Consider the following 19966-nt stretch of genomic DNA (forward strand, 5'->3'; position numbering starts at 1 on the left):
GGCTTGACGCAGGCAGTCGCATTTGCTTAACATGTTAACAACAATTTAGTGCGCCGCCCGTGGAGGACACATGCCGCATTTCATGATCGACTATTCCGCCAACCTGGAGGATGCGCTGGACTGGCCCGCCTTTTGCGACCTGCTGCGGCGCGAAGCGATTGCCACAGGGGTTTTCCCATTGGCCGGGGTCCGGGTGCGGGCCTTTCGGGCCGATCATGTATCCATCGCCGATGGCGATCCAAAACACGGCTATATCGACCTTAGCGTTCGCTTGCGGGCAGGCCGCGATCTGGAGACCCGCAAACGCGCAACAGCGGCCATTTTCGCTGCCGCCGAAACCTTCTTGAAACCTGTGATGGCTACCCGCTCGCTCGCCCTGTCGATGGAGATGCGGGACATCGACCCCGAACTTTCGCCAAAAACCGGCACGATCCGCGACCACCTGAAAGGCTGACCCATGTCCGAGCTTGAAACCAATCTTGACAAACTGAACACCTATCTGGCGCGCTTCAAGGAAACCGGCGTGATGAACCGTATCGGCGGTCAGGACGTCCCCGCCCAAAGCGGCGCGACCTTTGAAAACACCTCGCCCGTGGATGAAAGCTATATTTGCGCGGTCGCCAAATCCGGTGCCACAGACATCGACGCCGCCGCACAGGCCGCAAAGGCCGCGTTCCCGGCATGGCGGGACATGCCCGCGACCGAACGCAAGAAAATCCTGCACAAAATCGCTGATGGCATCGTGGCACGGGCCGAAGAAATCGCGCTGTGTGAATGCTGGGACACCGGGCAGGCACTGCGTTTCATGTCCAAGGCCGCGTTGCGCGGGGCGGAAAACTTCCGCTTTTTCGCAGACAAGGCACCGGCGGCGCGGGATGGTCAACATTTGCCGTCCCCCACGTTGATGAACATCACCACCCGCACGCCCATTGGCCCGATTGGGGTGATTACCCCGTGGAACACACCCTTCATGCTGTCCACATGGAAAATCGCCCCCGCGCTGGCGGCGGGCTGTACCGTGGTTCACAAACCGGCTGAATTCAGCCCCGTCACCGCCCGCATCCTGATGGAAATCGCCGAAGAGGCCGGATTGCCCGCTGGTGTGTGGAACCTGGTCAACGGATTTGGCGAAGACGCAGGCAAAGCACTGACCGAACATCCCGACATCAAGGCCATCGCCTTTGTCGGGGAATCCAAAACCGGCAGCATGATCATGAAACAGGGCGCGGACACCCTGAAACGTGTGCATTTTGAACTGGGCGGCAAAAATCCCGTTATCGTGTTCGACGACGCCGATCTGGACCGTGCGCTGGATGCCGCGATTTTCATGATCTATTCGCTGAACGGCGAGCGCTGCACTTCGTCCAGCCGTTTGCTGGTGCAATCCAGCATCGCGGATGATTTTCTGTCGAAACTAACCGCCCGCGTGAACAACATCCGTGTGGGCCACCCGCTTGACCCGCAAACCGAGGTTGGCCCACTGATCCACAAGACCCATTTCGGCAAGGTGTGCAGCTATTTCGACATCGCCAAACAGGACGGCGCCACCATCGCCGCCGGGGGCGAGGCGCTGGACCAGCCCGGCTATTACGTCAAACCCACCCTGTTCACCGGCGCGAAAAACGACATGCGGATCGCGCAGGAAGAAATCTTTGGCCCGGTGCTGACCGCCATCCCCTTTGACACCGAAGAGGACGCGCTGGAGATCGCCAACTCTGTGCAATACGGTCTGACCGGCTATGTCTGGACACAGGACATCACCCGCGCCCTGCGCTTCACGAACAAGCTGGAAGCGGGGATGATCTGGGTGAACAGCGAAAACGTGCGCCACCTACCCACGCCCTTTGGCGGGGTCAAGGCATCCGGCATCGGGCGTGACGGCGGTGATTGGTCGTTCGAATTCTACATGGAACAGAAACACATCGGTCTGGCCATCGGTCAACACCACATTCCCCGGCTGGGCGCATAACCCGCCCAAGGAAACGCGCGAAGTTTCTTCAGGAGGAGAAAGAAAATGGGTGAAATCGTACTGGCCGCCAAGGTCACACATGTGCCGACCATGCTGATGTCGGAACAACCCGGCCCCATCGAAGGCAAACGCCAACCCGCAATTGACGGGCATTATGAAATCGCCCGCCGCGCCAAGGCGCTGGGGGCGGATACCGTGGTGGTCTGCGATACCCATTGGGTGATCAACGCGGGCTTTCACATCAACGCCAACAGCCGGTTCCACGGCCTGTTCACCTCGAATGAATTCCCGCAGTTCATTCAGAATTTGCCCTATGACTATCAGGGCAACCCCGCCTTGGGCGACGCCATTGCCGAAGCGGCCACAAAGCGCGGCGCCTATACCCTGTCACACCATCTGGACAGTCTGGAACTGGAATATGGCACGCTGGTGCCGATGCGGTTCATGGCGCGGGAACATGAAATGAAGGTCGTTTCCATCGCCGCATGGGCCACCGTCCACGGCCACGACGAAAGCCGCATCGTTGGCGAAGCCATCCGCGAAGCGATCGAAGCCAGCGACAGCAAGGTTCTGCTGTTGGCCAGCGGCAGCCTGTCCCACAAGATTTGGGCGAACAAGGACTATGCCGCCAACAACGGCACCTTTACCATCAGTTCCGAATTCAACCGCCAGATGGACCTGCATGTGCTGGATATGTGGAAACGCGGCGATCACGCCACCTTTTTGAAAATGCTGCCGGAATATGCGCAATTCTGCTGCGGCGAAGGGTCCATGCACGATACCGCCATGCTGTATGGCGCGCTTGGCTGGGACAGCTACGATAAACCCTGCGAGGTCGTGACCGAGTATTTCCCAAGCTCGGGCACCGGCCAAACCAATGTGATTTTCCCGGTCACCTGACCGGCCCGACACCAACAGGAGAACACCAAATGCCCGTTCCCGTCCCCAATCTTTATCCGGCCTTCAACATCGTGCGGCTTAGCCATGTGGAACTGATCGTCACCGATCTGGCCGCATCCCGTGCCTTCTATGTGGACACGCTGGGCCTGCAAATCACCGACGAAGATGATCAGACGATCTATCTTCGGGCGATGGAAGAACGCGGCCATCACTGCATGATCCTGCGCAAAGGGGATAAGCCAACGGTCAACTACCTGTCCTACAAGGTTTATTCCGAAAAGGATCTGGATCTGGCCGAAGCGTGGTTTCAGGAAAAAGGCCTGCCGGTGGCATGGGTGACGCGCCCCTATCAGGGCCGCACCCTGCGCACGCAGGATATTTTCGGCGCCCCGATGGAGTTTTATTACCAGATGGACCGGCTGGCCCCGATCCATCAGCAATACAAGCTGTATAACGGGGTCAAACCGCTGCGGATCGACCATTTCAATTGCTTCAGCCCGGATGTCGATGCCTCGGTTGCGTTCTATAACGAAATGGGCTTCCGCGTGACCGAATATACCGAGGACGAGGAAAGCGGGAACCTGTGGGCGGCATGGATGCACCGCAAGGGCGGCATCCACGACATCGCCTTTACCAATGGCACGGGCCCCCGTCTGCACCACACCGCGTTCTGGGTGCCGACCCCGCTGAACATCATCGACCTGCTGGATTTGATGAGCACCACCGGCTACCTGTCCAACATCGAACGCGGACCGGGGCGGCACGGGATTTCCAATGCCTTTTTCCTGTATATTCTGGACCCCGACGGCCACCGGATCGAGATTTATTGCTCGGACTATCAAACCGTTGACCCGGATCTGGAACCGATCAAATGGGATCTGAAAGACCCGCAACGCCAAACCCTGTGGGGATCGCCCGCACCGAAATCGTGGTTCGAGCATGGCAGCACCTTTGAAGGGGTGGACCTGCGCGACAGCAAAATGAAAGCCCAGCCGATCATCGCGCCGTGACAACGAAGGGGGCGCAAAATTCTTGGTAAGAATTTTGCCCGGAAAATTTCAAATTTTCCGGGCCTCCGGCGGGAGTATTTTGGATCAGAAAGAAGCAGGAATGAGTATGAAATTCGCAACCGTTTCAGCAGGGGATAAGCAGCTTTATGGTGCTGTGGTAGACGGGGGCTTTATCGCCCTGTCGCCCGATTTCCCGCAATGGCCCAGCCTACGGCAGGTGATCGAAGCCGGTGCTTTGGCAGATCTGGCAAAGGCCGCAGAAGGCCGCGCTGTCACCCACGCCGAGGGCAGCTTTAGCTATGACATCCCGGTGCCGAACCCTGAAAAAATCCTGTGTGTCGGGGTGAACTTTCCGGACCGCAACGCCGAATACAAGGACGGCAGCAGCCAGCCGAAATACATGTCGCTGTTTCCCCGCTTCGCGCGCAGCTTCACCGGCCACGGTCAGCCCCTGATCCGCCCCCCGGAAAATCACACGCTGGATTACGAAGGCGAAGTGGCCATTGTCATCGGCAAGGGCGGGCGGCGTATCAAGGCTGAAGATGCCTATGACCATATCGCCGCGCTGACCCTATGCAACGAAGGCACCATCCGCGACTGGGTGCGCCATGCGAAATTCAACGTCACGCAGGGCAAGAACTGGGACAAATCCGGTGCCATCGGCCCGTGGCTGGTGCCGTTCACCGATCCCGCGCAACTGGACGAGGCCCGCATCATCACCCGCGTGAATGGCGAGGTCCGGCAGGACGACGTGCTGTCGCGCATGATGTTCCCGATCCGCGAAGAAATCGCCTATATCAGCACATTTACCACGCTGGTTCCCGGTGACATCATCATCACCGGCACCCCCACCGGGGCCGGAGCGCGGTTTGATCCGCCGAAATATCTGGTCCCCGGCGATGTGGTGGAAATCAAAGTGGGCGGCATTGGCACCCTGCGCAACACGGTCGAGGATGAAGCATGACACCCGAGCAACATATCGACGCCGCCGAAGCCCTGTGGCAAGCCGAAGTCAGCGGCCAGCAGATCGGTCTTTTGTCCCTGCAATATCCGGGCATGACGATGGATGATGCCTATGCCGTACAGGCCGCGCTGATCGACCGCCGCAAGGCTGCCGGACGCAAGGTGGTCGGCTGGAAAATCGGCCTGACCTCCAAGGCCATGCAACAGGCGCTGAATATCGACATTCCCGACAGCGGTGTGCTGATGGACGATATGCTGTTCGATACTGGCGGCGTGATCCCCAAGGGCCGTTTCATCCAGCCCCGGATCGAGGCCGAGATTGCCTTTGTCATGAAAGCCCCCCTGGCCGGGGCGACCGTCACCCGCGAGGACGTGATTGCCGCCACGGATTACGTTGCCCCTTCGTTGGAAATTCTGGACACCCGCATCTTGCGGGCCGACCCCGCGACCGGGAAGCCCCGGATCATCACCGACACGATCAGCGATAATGCCGCCAATGCCGGTCTGGTGCTGGGGACCGAACGTCATGCCATCGACGCGCAGGATTTGCGTTGGGCCGGGGCCATCGTCAGCAAGAACGGCGAGGTCGAAGAAACCGGCCTTGGCGCAGGGGTGTTGAACGATCCGGTGCAGGGGATCGTCTGGCTGGCCCGGCGCATGGAACAATATGGCCAGCGGATCGAGGCAGGGCAGGTCATCCTGTCCGGCAGTTTCATTCGCCCTGTCGAAGCTACCCCCGGATCGCTGATCGAGGCCGATTTCGGCCCGTTCGGACAGGTTTCAATCCGGTTCGACTGATCCTTATCCCCGGCGCTGGCCGAACCCGGCCAGCGCCCCCAGCCGCAGACGCTGTACCACAGCGTCCAGCACCAGCGGCAGCGCCACGCCCAGCACTGTTCCCAACACCAGATGCAACCCCACCCCGGAAACACCCAGTTTCAGCAGCATCACCCGCGTCGCGGCCGTGACGATGATATGCACCAGATAGATCGGCATGGTGCGCGTCCCCAGCCACGCTAAAACGCCCCCCACCGCGCCACCGATCCAGCCCACCGCGCCGGCAAACCCCAGCACCGCCAGCAACGCAACCAATTGGAACCACGGCGCATCCCCGCCATCGCGGAACCGTAGTGCCTCGGCCAGCAGGAACAGTGCCAGCGCAGCCATCAGCCCCATCATCCCGCGCGGGATCAAATGCCGTCGCGCCCCCGATAACAGCACCCCCAGCAGAAAATAGGGTGCATTTTCCACGATTGTCACCGCACTACCGGGATCAACCCGCAACAGGAACACCGCGACCGAGGCCAGCAACAGCCCCACCAGCACAGGCCGCGCCATCCCCGGCACCCAGCGCCGGACCGCATAGGCCACCATCTGCAATACAAACAGCGCCCACAGGAACCAGAACACGCTTTTCACCGGCACCGGATAGATCAGCACCCCCAGCGGGGCCCGGTCAATCCGCGATCTACCCCCTGCCCTGACAGCCATAGTGCGGCGCCTTCGACCCAGCTCCATAACAGCAGCGGCCACAGCAAGGTCAGCAGCTTTTGCCGCAGAAACGCTGCCGGGGCCGCACGCGACGAAAAGAACAGCCCCGACACGAAGAAAAACACTGGCATATGAAACAGGTAGATCGCCGCCTCGACCGTTTGGAACAGGGTGTCATCCCTGATCAGCCCCGCGCTGCCCAGCCCCAGCCAGACATGACCGAACACGACCAAGACGATCGCCGCCCCCTTGACCCGGTCAAACCCGTTTTCCCGTCCCATCGCTTACCGCTCCTGCCGTTTTCCCCAAAATTTCCGCTACTTCGTTGCGGGTCAAGCCTGCATCGTCTGGACAAGCCCGCCAGACGGGGCCAAAACCGTCATAAGCAGGGAGGCACACCATGATTAAAGACCTTACAGCCATTGTTGGCGACGCGTATGTTCTGACCGGATCGGACACTGAAAAGTGGTCACATGACTGGATCAGGAAATACCACTACAGCCCGTTGGCAGTGGTTCGTCCCGCGACCACACAAGAAGTTTCCGACATCGTGAAATGGGCCAACCGCACAGGCACGCCCTTGGTGCCGATTTCCGGCAATACCGGGCTGGCGGGCGGCGGGCGTGCCGATGGGGCGGTTATGCTGTCGCTGGACCGGATGAACACAATCCGCGAAGTGCGCGACGCATCCCGCATCGCCATTGTCGAAGCGGGCGTCGTGCTGGCCGATGTTCATGCCGCTGCCGAACAGCAGGACATGATTTTCCCCCTGACCTTCGGGGCCAAGGGATCGGCCATGATTGGCGGCGTGCTGTCCACCAATGCAGGCGGGTCCAACGTGCTGCGCTATGGGAACACCCGCGATCTGGTGCTTGGGATCGAAGCTGTGCTGCCCAACGGCGAAATCATGAATATCATGTCCGAACTGCACAAGGACAATTCCGGCTATAACCTGAAACATCTGCTGATCGGGGCCGAAGGAACGCTGGGCATTATCACCGCTGCCGTGCTGAAGCTGCACCCGAAACCCAAAGCCTATGCCACGGCAATGGTAGCGGCCCCGTCGCTGCCTGCCGCGCTGGATCTGCTGAACCGCCTGCAAGAGGCAACCGGCGGCGCGGTCGAAGCCTTTGAATACATGCCGCGCCACCATATCGAAGCCTATATGCAGATCAAACCGGGCGCGCGCGAACCCTTTGATGCGCCCTATGACGTGAATATCATGGTCGAAGTGGGCGTGACCGCCCCCCGCGATGCCACCCCCGGCCCGGACGGGCAAATCCCCGTCACGGGCTATCTGGAGGATGTGCTGGCCCAGATGTTCGAGGAAGGCACGGTTCTGGATGCCGTTGTGGCCCAGTCGCAGGCCCAGCGACAGGACATGTGGGAACGCCGCGAAGCCGCCGCTGAAATCGCCATGTCCCGCCTGCCGATTGTCAGCAATGACATCGCCCTGCCGCTGGACAAGGTCGCCACCTTCCTCGAGATCATGGAAACCCGCCTGCCGCAGGTCGACCCCGCCGCACAGCCCGTTATCGTGGCCCATCTAGGGGACGGGAATATCCACTATACCGTCTGGCCCGGATCGCAGGACGAAGACGTGCATGACGCCATCATGGAAGCCACCGAGGAAGAAGTGCTGAAACTGGGCGGCAGCTTTTCCGCCGAACACGGGATCGGCACCTCCAAGCTGCCCTCGATGCGGCGGCGCAAAAATCCGGTGGCGCTGCAAACCATGAAAGCGATCAAGGCGGCGCTGGACCCCAACAACATCCTGAACCCCGGCAAGCTGCTGCCGTAACATCCCACCGGGCGCAAAGGGGCGGGTCGCGCCGCCCCTGCTTTGGCCCTTGGCGCATTTCGTTATGTGATGTAACAGTTGTGTTAGCCAATTAGATGACGGGATAAACAGGAGGACGCCATGACTCAAGCCAAAGTATTGATCGCCGGGGGCGGCATTGGGGGGCTGTCTATGGCCCTGACCCTGCACCAGATCGGTGTGCCTTGTGTGGTGTTCGAATCCGTTCCCGAACTGAAACCGCTGGGGGTGGGGATCAACCTGCAACCCAACGCGGTGCGTGAACTTTATGATCTGGGTATCGGCCCTGATGATCTGGAGCAGGTCGGCGTTCCCGCCAAGGAATGGGCGCTGGTCGGGCTGAACGGCAATGACATCTACGCCGAACCGCGTGGCACGCTGGCGGGGTATAACTGGCCCCAATATGCCGTCCATCGCGGCGAATTTCACATTCTGCTGTACCGTACATTCACCGAACGCGCCGGGGCGGATGCCGTGCGTCTGGGCTGTCAGGTTACGGGCTATGAACACAACGCCGATGGTTCGGTCACGGCGCTGATCACCCATGCTGATGGCCGCGAAAGCCGGGAAACCGGGACAGTGCTGATTGGGGCGGATGGGATACACTCGAAAATCCGGGCGCAGATGCATCCCGATCAGCCGCCGATCCACTGGGGCGGCGCGATAATGTGGCGCGGCACGACGCGGGCCAAACCCACGCGCACCGGATCGTCCTTTCTTGGGTTGGGAACGTATAAGCACCGGATGGTGATCTACCCGATTTCCCATCCCGATCCCGACACGGGCGAGGCACTGATCAACTGGATTGCCGAAGTCACCTATGACGACCCATCACTGCGCGAAAACACCGGCTGGTTCCGGCAGGTCCAGATTGACGATTTCGCCCACCATTTTGACGGCTGGACCTATGACTGGCTGGACGTGCCCGCGCTGATCCGGGGGGCCGATGTGGCCTATGAAAACCCGATGATCGACCGCGACCCGATCCCCACATGGCGCGATGGCAACGTGGTGCTGATGGGGGATGCCGCCCATGCAATGTATCCCACCGGATCGAACGGGGCCAGTCAGGCGGTGATTGACGCGCGGACACTGGGCGCAGCGATGCTGGATCACGGCGTCACCGAACAGGCGCTTGCCGCCTATGATAAAACCCTATGCGGCCCCGTGTCTGAACTGATCCTGCGCAACCGCGGCGCTGGTCCCTTTGGCCTGCTGAACATGGTCGAGGATCGCTGCGGCGGCACGTTCGACAACATCGACGACGTGATCCCAGCCACGGAACGGGCCGAGTTCATGGCCAAGTACAAGGCCGCTGCCGGGTTTGCGATTGAAAAGCTGAACACCAGCCCCCGCACCATCCCCGAAGGGGCCAAGGTCTGAACAAAAACAGGGGCGTGATCGCACGCCCCTGCCCCGACCTGTCCGGCCTGATCCGTCTGACGAAAAATCAGCGCCAGCTAAAGAAATCAGGCCCGGCTTTTGCCAGCATTTCACCCGCCATCACGCGGCCCAGTTCCGCGCCATCCTCGATGGGGCACGTACGGTCATCCGCGATCACCTCGTACCCATCAGGGCGCAACACTTCGCCGCGCAGGCGCAGGGTGCCGCCATCCAGCTCTGCCAGACCGGCAATCGGGGTTTCACACGACCCGTCCAGCGCCGCCAGAAACGCCCGTTCAGCAGCCAGACGCTGCCCGGTCACGCCATCGTGGATGGCCTCCAGCAGGGACGCGGTGTTGCGGTCATCCAAACGCCGTTCAATCCCAATGGCACCTTGCGCCACAGCGGGCAGCATTTCATCAGGGCTAATGGCCGACCGCGCAACATCCGCCATGCCCAGCCGGTTCAGCCCGGCCATAGCAAGGAAAGTCGCATCTGCCACGCCCTCTTGCAGCTTTTTCATACGGGTCTGCACGTTGCCCCGAAACTCGACCAGTTTCAGATGTGGAAAACGGTTCAGAATTTGCGCCCGGCGCCGCAACGACGACGAACCCACCTGCGCCCCTTCGGGCAAAGCTGCCAGACTGTCCGCATTCAGCGACACGAACGCATCGCGCACATCCTCGCGCGGAAGGTAGCAATCCAGCACCAACCCTTCGGGCTGCAAAACCGGCATGTCCTTCATGGAATGCACCGCGATGTCGATATTGCCCAACAACATCGCCTGTTCAATCTCGCGCGTGAACAGCCCCTTGCCGCCAATGGTTTTCAGCGGCTGATCCGCATCAATCAGGCTCTGGGTATCGCCAGTGGTGTGAATCACCACAATTTCGAACGCCTCGGGCGGCAGATCAAAGGCGCGCGCCAGACGGTCACGCGTTTCATGCGCCTGCGCCAGCGCAAGCGGGGAACCACGGGTGCCGATCTTCAGCGGTTGGGCGGGGGTGGGCAGGGTCAGTGTCATATGCAAAGCCTTAATCGCGGCGTGTTGTCCTGACAAGCACCCGATGCTTGACATCTTGTCGCCGGGGAGGGACGAACCGGAGGAACGAAAGGAAATTCTCATGACCGAACAGAAAAAGATCCTGCGCGCACTGGCTGGCGAAACCCTGCCCACCCCGCCGATCTGGATGATGCGGCAGGCGGGCCGCTATCTGCCCGAATACCGCGCCACCCGTGCGCAGGCCGGGGATTTCCTGTCACTGTGCTATAATAGCGATCTGGCGGCCGAGGTCACGCTGCAACCGATCCGCCGCTACGGGTTCGACGCGGCCATCTTGTTCGCAGACATCCTGCTGCTGCCACAGGCGCTGGGGGTGGACCTGTGGTTTGAAACCGGCGAAGGCCCGCGCATGTCCACCACCACCACGGCCAACGAACTGGCCGCGCTGAAAGACAAGGACGCAATCCACGAAACCCTGAACCCGATCTATGACACGGTCAAAATCCTGTCACGCGAATTGCCCAAGGACACCACGTTGATCGGCTTTGCCGGGGCACCGTGGACCGTGGCCACCTATATGGTTGCCGGGCGTGGCACCAAGGATCAGGGACCAGCCCATGCCCTGAAATCCGAAAATCGTGCCGTGTTTCAGGGGATTATCGACCTGCTGACCGACTCGACCATCGAATACCTGTCCAAACAGATCGAAGCCGGGGCCGAAGTGGTCAAACTGTTCGATAGCTGGGCCGGGTCGCTGAAAGGGCAGGATTTCGACGATTTCGCCCTGACCCCGACCAAGAAAATCATCGCGGCCCTGAAAAACCGCCACCCCGGCATCCCCGTCATCGCCTTCCCGCGCGAAGCCGGGGATCGGTATATCGGCTTTGCCAAAGCCACCGGCGCCGATTGCGTGGCCGTGGACAATTCCGTGACAGCCGAATGGGTGGCCGAGCATGTACAGGTGGATGGCTGCGTGCAGGGCAATCTGGCCTCCAGCCACATGGTCACTGGCGGTCAGGCGCTGATCGACGAAACCCAACGCATCGTCAAAGCCCTGTCCAAAGGCCCGCATATTTTCAACCTTGGCCACGGCATCACCCCGGATGCAGACCCCGAGAATGTGCGACTGATGATCGACACGGTGCGCAGCGCGAATTGATCCAACGGCCAAACGGCTAAACAATTTGGGGGCCAGCCCCCAAACCCCCAGAGTATTTCGAATCAGAAAGAAACCAACCTGCTTCTTTTTGATTAAAAATACTCTGGGGAGGGCGCCGCAGGCGACCGGGGCAAAGCCCCATCCCGAGACCGCAGCCGAAGGCGAGGATCGAGATATTCAGCGCGCCACAGGCGCACATTCAGATCAGCCCAAATAAAAACGCGCGGAGAAGCCCCCTCCGCGCGCCATCGGTCGGGACGCGTTGACCGATTACTTCACTTCACCCGTTGGGCGCGGGGTGCTGGCGGTTTCCGCTGGCAACACCGGATAGGTCACTTCGGGCAAGTCCCCAGTCAGCGATCCCAAGAAAGCTACGATCTGATCCGCCTCGGTTTCGGTCAGTTCTTCACCCAACTGGCTTTCAGCCATGATCTGCACCGCGACTTTCAGATCCCACACTTTGCCCGAATGGAAATAGGGGGCGGTCTGGTCGATATTGCGCAATGGTGCGGCGCGGAACACATATTCGTCGTCCGCCGTATCGGTCACGGCAAAGCGGCCCTTATCCCCTTCGGGCAGAATATCCGCACCGGGCTTTTCGATCAGGCCAAAGGGATAATATCCGTTCCCACCCAAGTTCACGCCGTTGTGGCAAGACGCACAGCCCTTGTCCATGAACAGCGACAGGCCTGCCAGTTGGTCGGCATTCAGCGCATCGTCATTGCCGTTCATCCACGCATCGAACGGGGCCGGGGTGGTCAGCGTGGCCTCATATGCTTCGATTGCTTTGGCGAAGTTATCGAATGTGACGGGATCGGCTTCTTCCGGGAAGGATGCTTTGAACCAGTCCACATATTGCGGCATCGAATTTAGCGTCGCGATGACGTTATCGGGGGTGTTGGCCATTTCCACACCCGCCTGAACCGGACCTTTGGCCTGTTCAGCCAAATCCGCCGCGCGGCCATCCCAGAACTGCGCCTCGTTAAAGACCGAGTTCAACACCGTCGGAGAGTTGCGCGGCCCTTTTTGCCAGCCATGCCCGATAGACGTGGGCATGTTATCGTCGCCGCCCGTCGCAAGGTTGTGGCAAGAGTTACAGGAAAATACGCCCGAAGCAGACATGCGCGGATCGAAAAACAGCGCCTTGCCAAGGTCGATCTTGGCGGGCGTGATTGGGTTATCCTTCACCGCCGGGATGGTCGACGGCAGCGGGGCGAACGCGTCTTTGGCATCGTCACGCAATTCAGACGCAAAAGTGACAGATGCGGACACAGCAATCAAGGTTGATGAAAGCAATACGCGGGTGAGTGTCATAGGGTCGGACCTCCTGAGCCGAAAATATCCCTTTGAAATGCACGTTTCCGACTTAGGGTTATAACTATTCTAATTACACCACTTTGACGCAGATCAACCCAAGCAGAAAGCGCCACCACTTCTCTGTTTATTTTCAGATAGTTAAAATGTTAAATGCGCCTTTCCCCGACGGAAAGGCGCATTTCAACAGACTGAAAATTCAACCTTTAAGGGTTAAACCCACTTCGCCATCGGCGGTAGACTCATCAACACGGCATTCGCATCATGCCCGGTTTCCAGCCCGAATTTCGTCCCCCGGTCGTAGACAAGGTTATATTCGGCATACAAGCCACGATGCACCAATTGCACGTCTTTGTCCGCCTCGGCCCAGACTGTATTCCGGCGCTTTTCCGTGACCGGCACAAAGGCAGGCAAAAAGGCCCGGCCAACATCCTGAATAAAGGCAAAATCCGCCTCCCAGTCGCCGGTGTTGTGGTCATCCAGAAAAATGCCCCCCACGCCCCGCGCCCGGCCCCGGTGCGGCACATAGAAATATTCGTCCGCCCAGTCCTTGAAGCGCGGATAATAGCCCGCGTCGTGACGGTCGCAATGTTCCTTTTGGATGGCATGAAAATGGGCTGTGTCCTCGTCATACTCCAGACAGGGGTTCAAATCCGACCCGCCCCCGAACCACCAGGCATGAGGGGTCCAGAACATCCGCGTGTTCATGTGAACGGCGGGCGTATGCGGGTTCTGCATATGCGCCACCAGCGAAATGCCACTGGCCCAGAATCGCGGATCGTCTTTCATGCCGGGGATGCCCTTGCGGGCCGCCATCGCAGCCTGCGCCCGGTCACCCAATTCGCCGTAGACGGTGGAAATATTGACCCCCACCTTTTCAAAGACGCGGCCACCGCGCATCACGCTCATCAGGCCGCCGCCTGCATCCGACCCATCCGCCGAGGCCCGTTTGGTTTCCGTCACCTCGAACCGTCCGGCGGGTTGATCCGCAAACGGGCCTTCGGTCTGACTGTCTTCCAGCGCCTCGAAGGCGGCAACGATCTGATCGCGCAAGCTGCGGAACCACGCGCTTGCACGGGCTTTTTCTTCGGTGAATTGGTCACTCATGGCGGGCCTCTGTTGGTCTGTGTCCGCCAGACCTAGCAGGCGCGGCGCGTTTGCGCCACACCCGCCTGCGTGACATCAATGCGCGGGGGCCGCCACCGGATCAATCAGCGTGCGCCCACCATCTAGCGTCAGCACCTGACCCGTCATGAATGACGATGCATCGGAGGCCAGATATTGCGCGGTATGCACCAATTCACCGGGGGCCGCGATGCGGCGCAATGGGGTGTGATGTTCGATTTCACCGCGATAATCGCTGTGATCGCGCAACGTATCTTTCAGGCTGTGGGACATGACCGACCCGAATGCCATGCCGTTCACTCGAATCCGGTGCGGGGCCAGCGCCACCGCCAGCGACCGCGTCATTTGATCCAGCGCCGCCGTAGATACGGAGTAGGCCAACAATTCGGGATTGGTGCGCCGCCCGGCGATACAGGACAGGTTCACGATGGTGCCAGCCGATCCTTCGGTCTGGCCCTGCGCCTGTTTGATCATGCGTTTTGCCACCATCTGCGATAGCCGCAGCGCATTCAGCAGATTTTGCTGCAACAGCGTGTCCACCGCGTCATCGTCACTGTTCAGCGGGTCCACCGCGATCATCTGACGCGAGGCATTGACCAGAATATCCACGCTTTCAAACGCGTCAATCGTAGCGGATAGCAGGTTCGCCTGCGTCAGCTTTTCCCGCAGATCGCCCGCGAAATAGCGAAAGGCGTTATCTTCGCTATTTTCGCCAAATTCCTTGACCAACCCATCTTCGTCCCGGTCCACGAAGACGACATTCGCCCCCTTGCTCAGAAAATGGCGACCAATCGCCAACCCGATCCCGTTTGCGCCGCCAGTGACGATGGCGGTTTTACCGGCAATAGAGAATGTCATAGATGACCCCTGATTCTTTTTTCGCCAGCCTAGCCGTTCTTACCGTTTCAGGCGAGTGGGCCGGGCCGCATGCAGGATTTTGAACCGATTGTCGCCGCCGATTTCTTCGACCGTGACGAAATGGGCGGCAAGCGCCGCCTCGTAGGGCAGGTGCCGGTTGGCGACCAGCCACAATTGCCCGGACGGGGCCAGCGCCGCCGCCGCCGTTGCAATGAATGCGCGGCCCAGATCCGGTTCCGCCGCGCGGCCCGTGTGGAACGGCGGGTTCATCACCACCGCATCCAGTTTTGTTGCCGGGCGCCAGACCGTCGCATCGGCCCAATGAAATTCCGCCCGCGCGTCGCTGACATTTTCCCGTGCGCAGGTCAGCGCCTCGTGATCTGCCTCGACCAGATGCAGGGCTTTTATGCCAGGATGATCCGCCAGCATCCGCGCCGACAAATAACCCCAGCCCGCGCCCAGATCGGCCACCTTACCCGTCAACACGGGCAATGCCTCAGCCAACAGGGCCGAGGCCGGATCGACCCCATCGGCGGAAAACACGCCGGGCCGGGTAACATAACCGGACACTTGGCTGGGCCGCGCGGCCCAATCGCTGAAATCGCCCTGCGGCGCGAACCAGAACAGTTTGCCGTGGGATTTAGAAATGACCCCATCCACCGCGGTACGTTTGCGCACGTCCTTCAGGATGGATTCCACCCCGTCCGTTTTCTGTCCGTCAACGATCACCAAATCGGCAGCCGATGCCGCCGCCAGCATCGCCCGCGCCAGCGCCTTCGCGCGCGGAACAATCACGACGGCCACCGCAAACGCCCCCTGAGGGGCAACGGCACAGGCATAGCCCTGCGCGGTGAACCCATCCATATCAGGCTTCATTCCGGTGATCAGCACCAGCCGATTCTTCGGCAGCGCCGATAAATCCATGCCCAGACGCGGGCCAAACACGGCGATCTGCCCATCGGCGGGCAGGACCAAACCAGCCCCAAGGGCTTGTGCGATACGGCTGTCACTCATTCGGGGTGCGGAACTCCGGGCGGGGCCGGGTCATTCCTTCTCCATCGTGCATTGCAGGGGGTGTTGGTGCCGCCGGGCGAAATCCATCACCTGCGTCACCTTGGTTTCGGCGATTTCATGGCTGAACACACCAACCACGGCCAATCCCTTTTTGTGGACGGTCAGCATGATTTCAAACGCCTGCGCGTGGGACATGTGGAAAAACCGTTCCAGCACATGCACCACGAATTCCATCGGCGTGTAATCGTCATTCAGCAACATCACCTTGTACAGCGGTGGGCGCTTTGTCTTGGGGCGCGTTTTCAGGGCCAGGGACGGATCACCGCCCTCGTCCTCGTCGCCGGACATCCGCACCGGGCCAAATGTCATCAGTTCGCTTTGCATGGTTTGACCTGATTTCCTTTGAACGGTCTATATAACCTCTGTGCCCGAATAGAAAAGAGGGCGAAAAGGCCCAGACCACCGGGAAAGGACGCAGAGTGGCAAAACTTACCACCATTGGTTTCGATGCAGACGATACGCTGTGGCAGAATGAACGATTTTTCCGCCTGACACAGGACCGATTCGCAGACCTGTTGCGCGACTATGCAGACCCCGATCATCTGATGGATCGCCTGCTACAGGCCGAAAAGCGCAACATTCAGCACTATGGTTTCGGCATCAAAGGCTTCGTGCTGTCGATGATCGAAACCGCGCTGGACGTTACCGAAAACCGCGTTCCTGCCCCCGTCATCCGCGCCCTGATCGACGCCGGGCAGGACATGTTGCAACACCCGATTGAACTGCTGCCCCATGCCCGCGCCGCAGTCGAGGCCGTGGCCGATACCCACCGCGTTTTGCTGATCACCAAGGGCGACTTGATAGATCAGGAACGCAAACTGGCGCAATCCGGGCTGGGCGATTTGTTCGACGGGGTGGAAATCGTTTCGCACAAAACCCGCCCCGTTTACGAAGGCATCTTTGCCCGGCACGGCGACGGTCCGCGTTGTGGGATGATGATTGGCAACTCGATGAAATCCGATGTGCTGCCGATGGTACAGGCCGGGGGCTGGGGCGTGTATGTCCCGCATGGGCTGGTCTGGGACATCGAACATGCCGACCCGCCGGAAAACGCCCCCCGTTTCATCACCCTGTCCGATCTGGGCGGCCTGAAACCACTGCTGGACCAAATCGACGACGAACCGGATTGACAGGCGACCGCCTGCGCGATTGCCTGTGAGCAGTATTACCAGCCGCCCCTTTTTCGTTTCTTAGACAAGCCACCAATCATGCAAATCACCCAATGGACCGCCGCTGACCTGTCCGCCCATCTGGACTCCATGACCGACCTGTTACATGCCTGCGTCCATGCAGGGGCCAGCATCGGGTTCGTCCTGCCCCACCCACGGGACGAAGCCCGCGCCTTTTGGCAGACCGCCATCCTGCCCGCCGTCACCGCCGGGGATCGCGCCCTGTTTGTTGCCACCGCTGACGGTGCCCTGCTGGGCAGTGCGCAACTGATCATGGCCACACCCGCCAACCAGCCCCACCGCGCCGAAGTGTCCAAGGTTCTGGTCCACCCGGACGCCCGCCGCCGTGGGATTGCCCGCGCCCTGATGCGCCAATTGGAAACCCACGCCCGCGCACATGGCAAAACGCTGCTGACGCTGGACACCCGCACCGGCGACATGGCCGAACCGCTGTACCTGTCCGAAGGGTTCAAAGCCGCCGGTGTCATTCCCGGCTACTGTCTGTCGCATGATCATCAGTCATGGGATTCGACGACTTATATGTACAAAACACTGACCTGACCCGCGCCAAACCGGCCCCAGCCCGCCATTCAGCCTATCAAATCAGCAAAAATTCGCCTTTTGACAACGGTCCTGAGCCACCCCAACCCCACTGTCTTGGGGCTAGGCTTTCGTCTTCCGCTACATATTGCCATTCGCGTAACGCAAGTGTCAAAAGCGTTGGAAATGCACACTTTATCCGTTTCTTTTTCCATGTTAGCCTTTCGTTAAGCAGAAAAACAGCCGACTGAAAAATCAGCGGCACAGAGGCAGAAAAGGCAAGGACCGTGAAAGATCGGCGCATTGGGCTGACCCGTTTGGGTCTGCTTATCTCCGCATTCCTTTGGTTAATGGTCGTAGTTCCCGCATCCGTGCGCGCCGCCCCCTATGCTGCGCTGGTCATGGACGCCCGCACTGGCGAAGTGCTGCATTCGACCAACGCCGACACCCGGCTTCATCCCGCATCTCTGACCAAGATGATGACGCTTTATATCGCCTTTCAGGCGGTAGAACGCGGTGAAATATCGCTGGATACGATGGTGCGAGTGTCGCGCAACGCGGCGGCGGAACCCCCATCGAAGCTGGGCCTGCGTGCCGGGCAAAGCATCAAGCTACGCTATCTGATCCGCGCCGCTGCCGTGAAATCCGCGAATGACGCAGCCACAGCCATCGGCGAAGCGATCGAAGGCAACGAAGCCGCCTTTGCCCGCCGGATGAACCGCACGGCCAAGGCGATGGGGATGACCCGCACGACCTTTAAGAACGCCAATGGCCTGACCCGCGAAGGCCACCTGTCCACCGCCCGCGACATGACGCTTCTGGGGCGGCATCTGCTGTATGATTACCCGGAATATTATAACCTGTTCAGCCGCCGCTCGACCGATGCGGGAATGCGGACGGTCAACAATACCAACCGCCGACTGCTGGACGCCTACAAAGGCGCGGATGGGATCAAAACCGGCTACACCCGTGCCGCCGGGTTTAACCTTGTCGCGTCGGCAGAACGCGGACAGGAACGCATTATCGCCACCGTATTCGGAGGGCGGTCAACCGCGACCCGCAACGCCAAAGTGGCGGAACTTCTGGATCTTGGCTTCCGCCGTGCGCCCAGCCGTGCGCCCCTGCGCAAACCCGGCAAACCCGCTTATGCCGGTTCAGGAGGCAGCAAAGGTTCGGGCGACACCCCCGGCGGTGCTGGAAAAACCATCCGCCTGATCACCGCAGTAAAGAAAAGCCTGCGCCCACAGGCCCGTCCGGGAAGCGCACAAGCCCCGGTTTTGGTCGCGGTCAAGGATGACATCAAGTCGGCATTGAAAGAGGTCATGGCCGACACCCCCGAAGCGGACGACACCCAAACCGCCGCGGCCGCCCTGCCAGACGCAGACCTGCCTGTCAGCACCGCAACCGCCGACACCCCATCGCCCAGAATGCGGCCCTCGGATCTGGTGCTGGCCAGCACCGCCGACCAGAATGAACAGGTCGAAGATATCGTCGCGGCCGCCACAGAACCCGCGCAACGCGAGGTCGTTACCCGCTTGTCCACCTCGGGCGGGCATCACTGGGGTATCAACGTGGGGCGCTACCCCAGCCGATATGCCGCTGAAAAGATACTGGTCAAAACCGCACTGGCAGAAATGGCCACGCTGGACGGCAGCCTGCGCAAAGTGGTCAATCGCAAAGGCGGGTTTGATGCGAATTTCATGGGGCTGACCCGCGAACGCGCCGATCTGGCCTGCCGCAGGTTGCAAGCAAGGCAAATCACCTGCTTCATGATCGGGCCGGGTTAACGCCCGCCCCTCCGTGCCAAAAGCCGCCTTCGGGCGGCTTTTTCATGCGCATTCCGGCATTGTCACGCCCACCGTTCGGGTGACGCAATGAGTATTTTTGGCAAGATGAAAGCAAAGGGGCGTTAACCTTAACGCCCTATGAAACAGGATAGGCCCCCTGCCCTTTGGTCTTTCTTGGTCAAAATATCCAAAATCCCGCCGCCTGCCGCATGTGATCGGCCAAGAGCAGCAGCGAACGGGTCAGGGTTTCGGATGATCGTCCCATTCGTCCGACAGGATGCGCTGGCTGTTACCATCAGGGTCATCATATTGGTTTGACCGCACGGTATAAATAAAGGCCAGCAACCCCACGCCCCCCAAGACCAGGGAAATCGGGATCAGATAGGACAGGACTTCCATAGG

21 protein-coding genes are annotated in these 19966 nt (G+C 60.2%); 12 read left to right on the forward strand and 9 right to left on the reverse strand.

Going from position 1 to position 19966, the window contains the following annotated elements:
• Positions 1 to 70: 70 nt before the first annotated feature.
• The 6 genes from FN828_RS13950 (at position 71) to hpaH (ending at position 5640) form a co-directional block, all read left to right on the forward strand.
• A complete protein-coding gene (locus FN828_RS13950; RefSeq protein ID WP_142494086.1) occupies positions 71 to 454 on the forward strand; it encodes a 5-carboxymethyl-2-hydroxymuconate Delta-isomerase in 384 nt (127 codons plus the stop codon).
• Between the two features lie 3 nt (positions 455 to 457).
• Entirely contained in the window at positions 458 to 1969 is a 1512-nt protein-coding gene (hpaE, locus tag FN828_RS13955) for a 5-carboxymethyl-2-hydroxymuconate semialdehyde dehydrogenase (protein WP_142494087.1), read from the forward strand.
• Positions 1970 to 2014: 45 nt separating this feature from the next.
• Entirely contained in the window at positions 2015 to 2869 is an 855-nt protein-coding gene (gene hpaD, locus FN828_RS13960; RefSeq protein WP_142494088.1) for a 3,4-dihydroxyphenylacetate 2,3-dioxygenase, read from the forward strand.
• 29 nt (positions 2870 to 2898) lie between these two features.
• On the forward strand, positions 2899 to 3879 hold the full coding sequence (gene hpaD / locus FN828_RS13965) for a 3,4-dihydroxyphenylacetate 2,3-dioxygenase (RefSeq protein ID WP_142494089.1): 981 nt from the start codon (positions 2899 to 2901) through the stop codon (positions 3877 to 3879).
• A gap of 106 nt (positions 3880 to 3985) precedes the next feature.
• A complete protein-coding gene (locus FN828_RS13970) occupies positions 3986 to 4843 on the forward strand; it encodes a fumarylacetoacetate hydrolase family protein (protein ID WP_142494112.1) in 858 nt (285 codons plus the stop codon).
• On the forward strand, positions 4840 to 5640 hold the full coding sequence (hpaH, locus tag FN828_RS13975; RefSeq protein ID WP_142494090.1) for a 2-oxo-hept-4-ene-1,7-dioate hydratase: 801 nt from the start codon (positions 4840 to 4842) through the stop codon (positions 5638 to 5640). Before FN828_RS13970 ends, hpaH begins: the two co-directional genes overlap by 4 nt.
• A gap of 3 nt (positions 5641 to 5643) precedes the next feature.
• Here the strand turns inward: hpaH and FN828_RS13980 are convergent, their stop codons facing one another.
• Entirely contained in the window at positions 5644 to 6333 is a 690-nt protein-coding gene (locus tag FN828_RS13980) for an acyltransferase family protein (RefSeq protein WP_185959023.1), read from the reverse strand.
• Complete coding sequence (locus FN828_RS21015) at positions 6276 to 6614, reverse strand: acyltransferase family protein (RefSeq protein ID WP_142494092.1); 339 nt, start codon at positions 6612 to 6614, stop codon at positions 6276 to 6278. The genes FN828_RS13980 and FN828_RS21015 overlap by 58 nt, the downstream gene beginning before the upstream one ends.
• 119 nt (positions 6615 to 6733) lie before the next feature.
• On the opposite strand from FN828_RS21015, the gene FN828_RS13990 reads away from it, so the two are divergent.
• Together FN828_RS13990 and FN828_RS13995 are read left to right on the forward strand one after the other, a co-directional pair.
• Positions 6734 to 8134 carry an FAD-binding oxidoreductase gene (locus tag FN828_RS13990; RefSeq protein WP_142494093.1) on the forward strand — a complete coding sequence of 467 codons (1401 nt, stop codon included), beginning with the start codon at positions 6734 to 6736 and terminating at the stop codon, positions 8132 to 8134.
• Positions 8135 to 8254: 120 nt separating this feature from the next.
• On the forward strand, positions 8255 to 9535 hold the full coding sequence (locus FN828_RS13995; protein WP_142494094.1) for a flavin-dependent oxidoreductase: 1281 nt from the start codon (positions 8255 to 8257) through the stop codon (positions 9533 to 9535).
• 67 nt (positions 9536 to 9602) lie between these two features.
• Here FN828_RS13995 and hemC read toward each other — a convergent pair whose 3' ends face one another.
• Entirely contained in the window at positions 9603 to 10559 is a 957-nt protein-coding gene (gene hemC, locus FN828_RS14000) for a hydroxymethylbilane synthase (RefSeq protein WP_142494095.1), read from the reverse strand.
• A 100-nt stretch (positions 10560 to 10659) separates the two neighbouring features.
• Here hemC and hemE point away from each other — a divergent pair, with 100 nt between their 5' ends.
• On the forward strand, positions 10660 to 11697 hold the full coding sequence (gene hemE / locus FN828_RS14005; RefSeq protein ID WP_142494096.1) for a uroporphyrinogen decarboxylase: 1038 nt from the start codon (positions 10660 to 10662) through the stop codon (positions 11695 to 11697).
• A gap of 270 nt (positions 11698 to 11967) precedes the next feature.
• On the opposite strand, the gene FN828_RS14010 is transcribed toward hemE, so the two are convergent.
• From FN828_RS14010 to clpS, 5 genes are all read right to left on the reverse strand, one after another.
• The gene (locus FN828_RS14010; RefSeq protein ID WP_142494097.1) at positions 11968 to 13011 is read right to left on the reverse strand and encodes a cytochrome-c peroxidase; all 1044 of its coding nucleotides are present in this window, start codon (positions 13009 to 13011) and stop codon (positions 11968 to 11970) included.
• A gap of 213 nt (positions 13012 to 13224) precedes the next feature.
• Positions 13225 to 14118 carry an oxygen-dependent coproporphyrinogen oxidase gene (gene hemF / locus FN828_RS14015; RefSeq protein ID WP_142494098.1) on the reverse strand — a complete coding sequence of 298 codons (894 nt, stop codon included), beginning with the start codon at positions 14116 to 14118 and terminating at the stop codon, positions 13225 to 13227.
• 75 nt (positions 14119 to 14193) lie between these two features.
• Complete coding sequence (locus FN828_RS14020; RefSeq protein WP_142494099.1) at positions 14194 to 14994, reverse strand: SDR family NAD(P)-dependent oxidoreductase; 801 nt, start codon at positions 14992 to 14994, stop codon at positions 14194 to 14196.
• Between the two features lie 39 nt (positions 14995 to 15033).
• The gene (locus tag FN828_RS14025; protein WP_142494100.1) at positions 15034 to 16008 is read right to left on the reverse strand and encodes a class I SAM-dependent methyltransferase; all 975 of its coding nucleotides are present in this window, start codon (positions 16006 to 16008) and stop codon (positions 15034 to 15036) included.
• A 30-nt stretch (positions 16009 to 16038) separates the two neighbouring features.
• A complete protein-coding gene (gene clpS / locus FN828_RS14030) occupies positions 16039 to 16356 on the reverse strand; it encodes an ATP-dependent Clp protease adapter ClpS (protein ID WP_408033808.1) in 318 nt (105 codons plus the stop codon).
• Positions 16357 to 16487: 131 nt separating this feature from the next.
• On the opposite strand from clpS, the gene FN828_RS14035 reads away from it, so the two are divergent.
• From FN828_RS14035 to FN828_RS14045, 3 genes are all read left to right on the forward strand, one after another.
• Positions 16488 to 17198 (forward strand): HAD family hydrolase, encoded by a 711-nt coding sequence (locus tag FN828_RS14035; protein ID WP_142494101.1) that lies wholly within the window; start codon positions 16488 to 16490, stop codon positions 17196 to 17198.
• Between the two features lie 78 nt (positions 17199 to 17276).
• Positions 17277 to 17798 carry a GNAT family N-acetyltransferase gene (locus FN828_RS14040; RefSeq protein ID WP_142494102.1) on the forward strand — a complete coding sequence of 174 codons (522 nt, stop codon included), beginning with the start codon at positions 17277 to 17279 and terminating at the stop codon, positions 17796 to 17798.
• 329 nt (positions 17799 to 18127) lie between these two features.
• Positions 18128 to 19564, forward strand: a complete 1437-nt coding sequence (locus FN828_RS14045; RefSeq protein ID WP_142494114.1) for a D-alanyl-D-alanine carboxypeptidase family protein — start codon at positions 18128 to 18130, stop codon at positions 19562 to 19564.
• A 240-nt stretch (positions 19565 to 19804) separates the two neighbouring features.
• On the opposite strand, the gene ccoS is transcribed toward FN828_RS14045, so the two are convergent.
• Positions 19805 to 19963 (reverse strand): cbb3-type cytochrome oxidase assembly protein CcoS, encoded by a 159-nt coding sequence (gene ccoS, locus FN828_RS14050; RefSeq protein WP_142494103.1) that lies wholly within the window; start codon positions 19961 to 19963, stop codon positions 19805 to 19807.
• Positions 19964 to 19966: the final 3 nt, after the last annotated feature.

Source organism: Thalassovita litoralis, assembly GCF_900182725.1.
Taxonomy (GTDB): domain Bacteria; phylum Pseudomonadota; class Alphaproteobacteria; order Rhodobacterales; family Rhodobacteraceae; genus Thalassobius; species Thalassobius litoralis.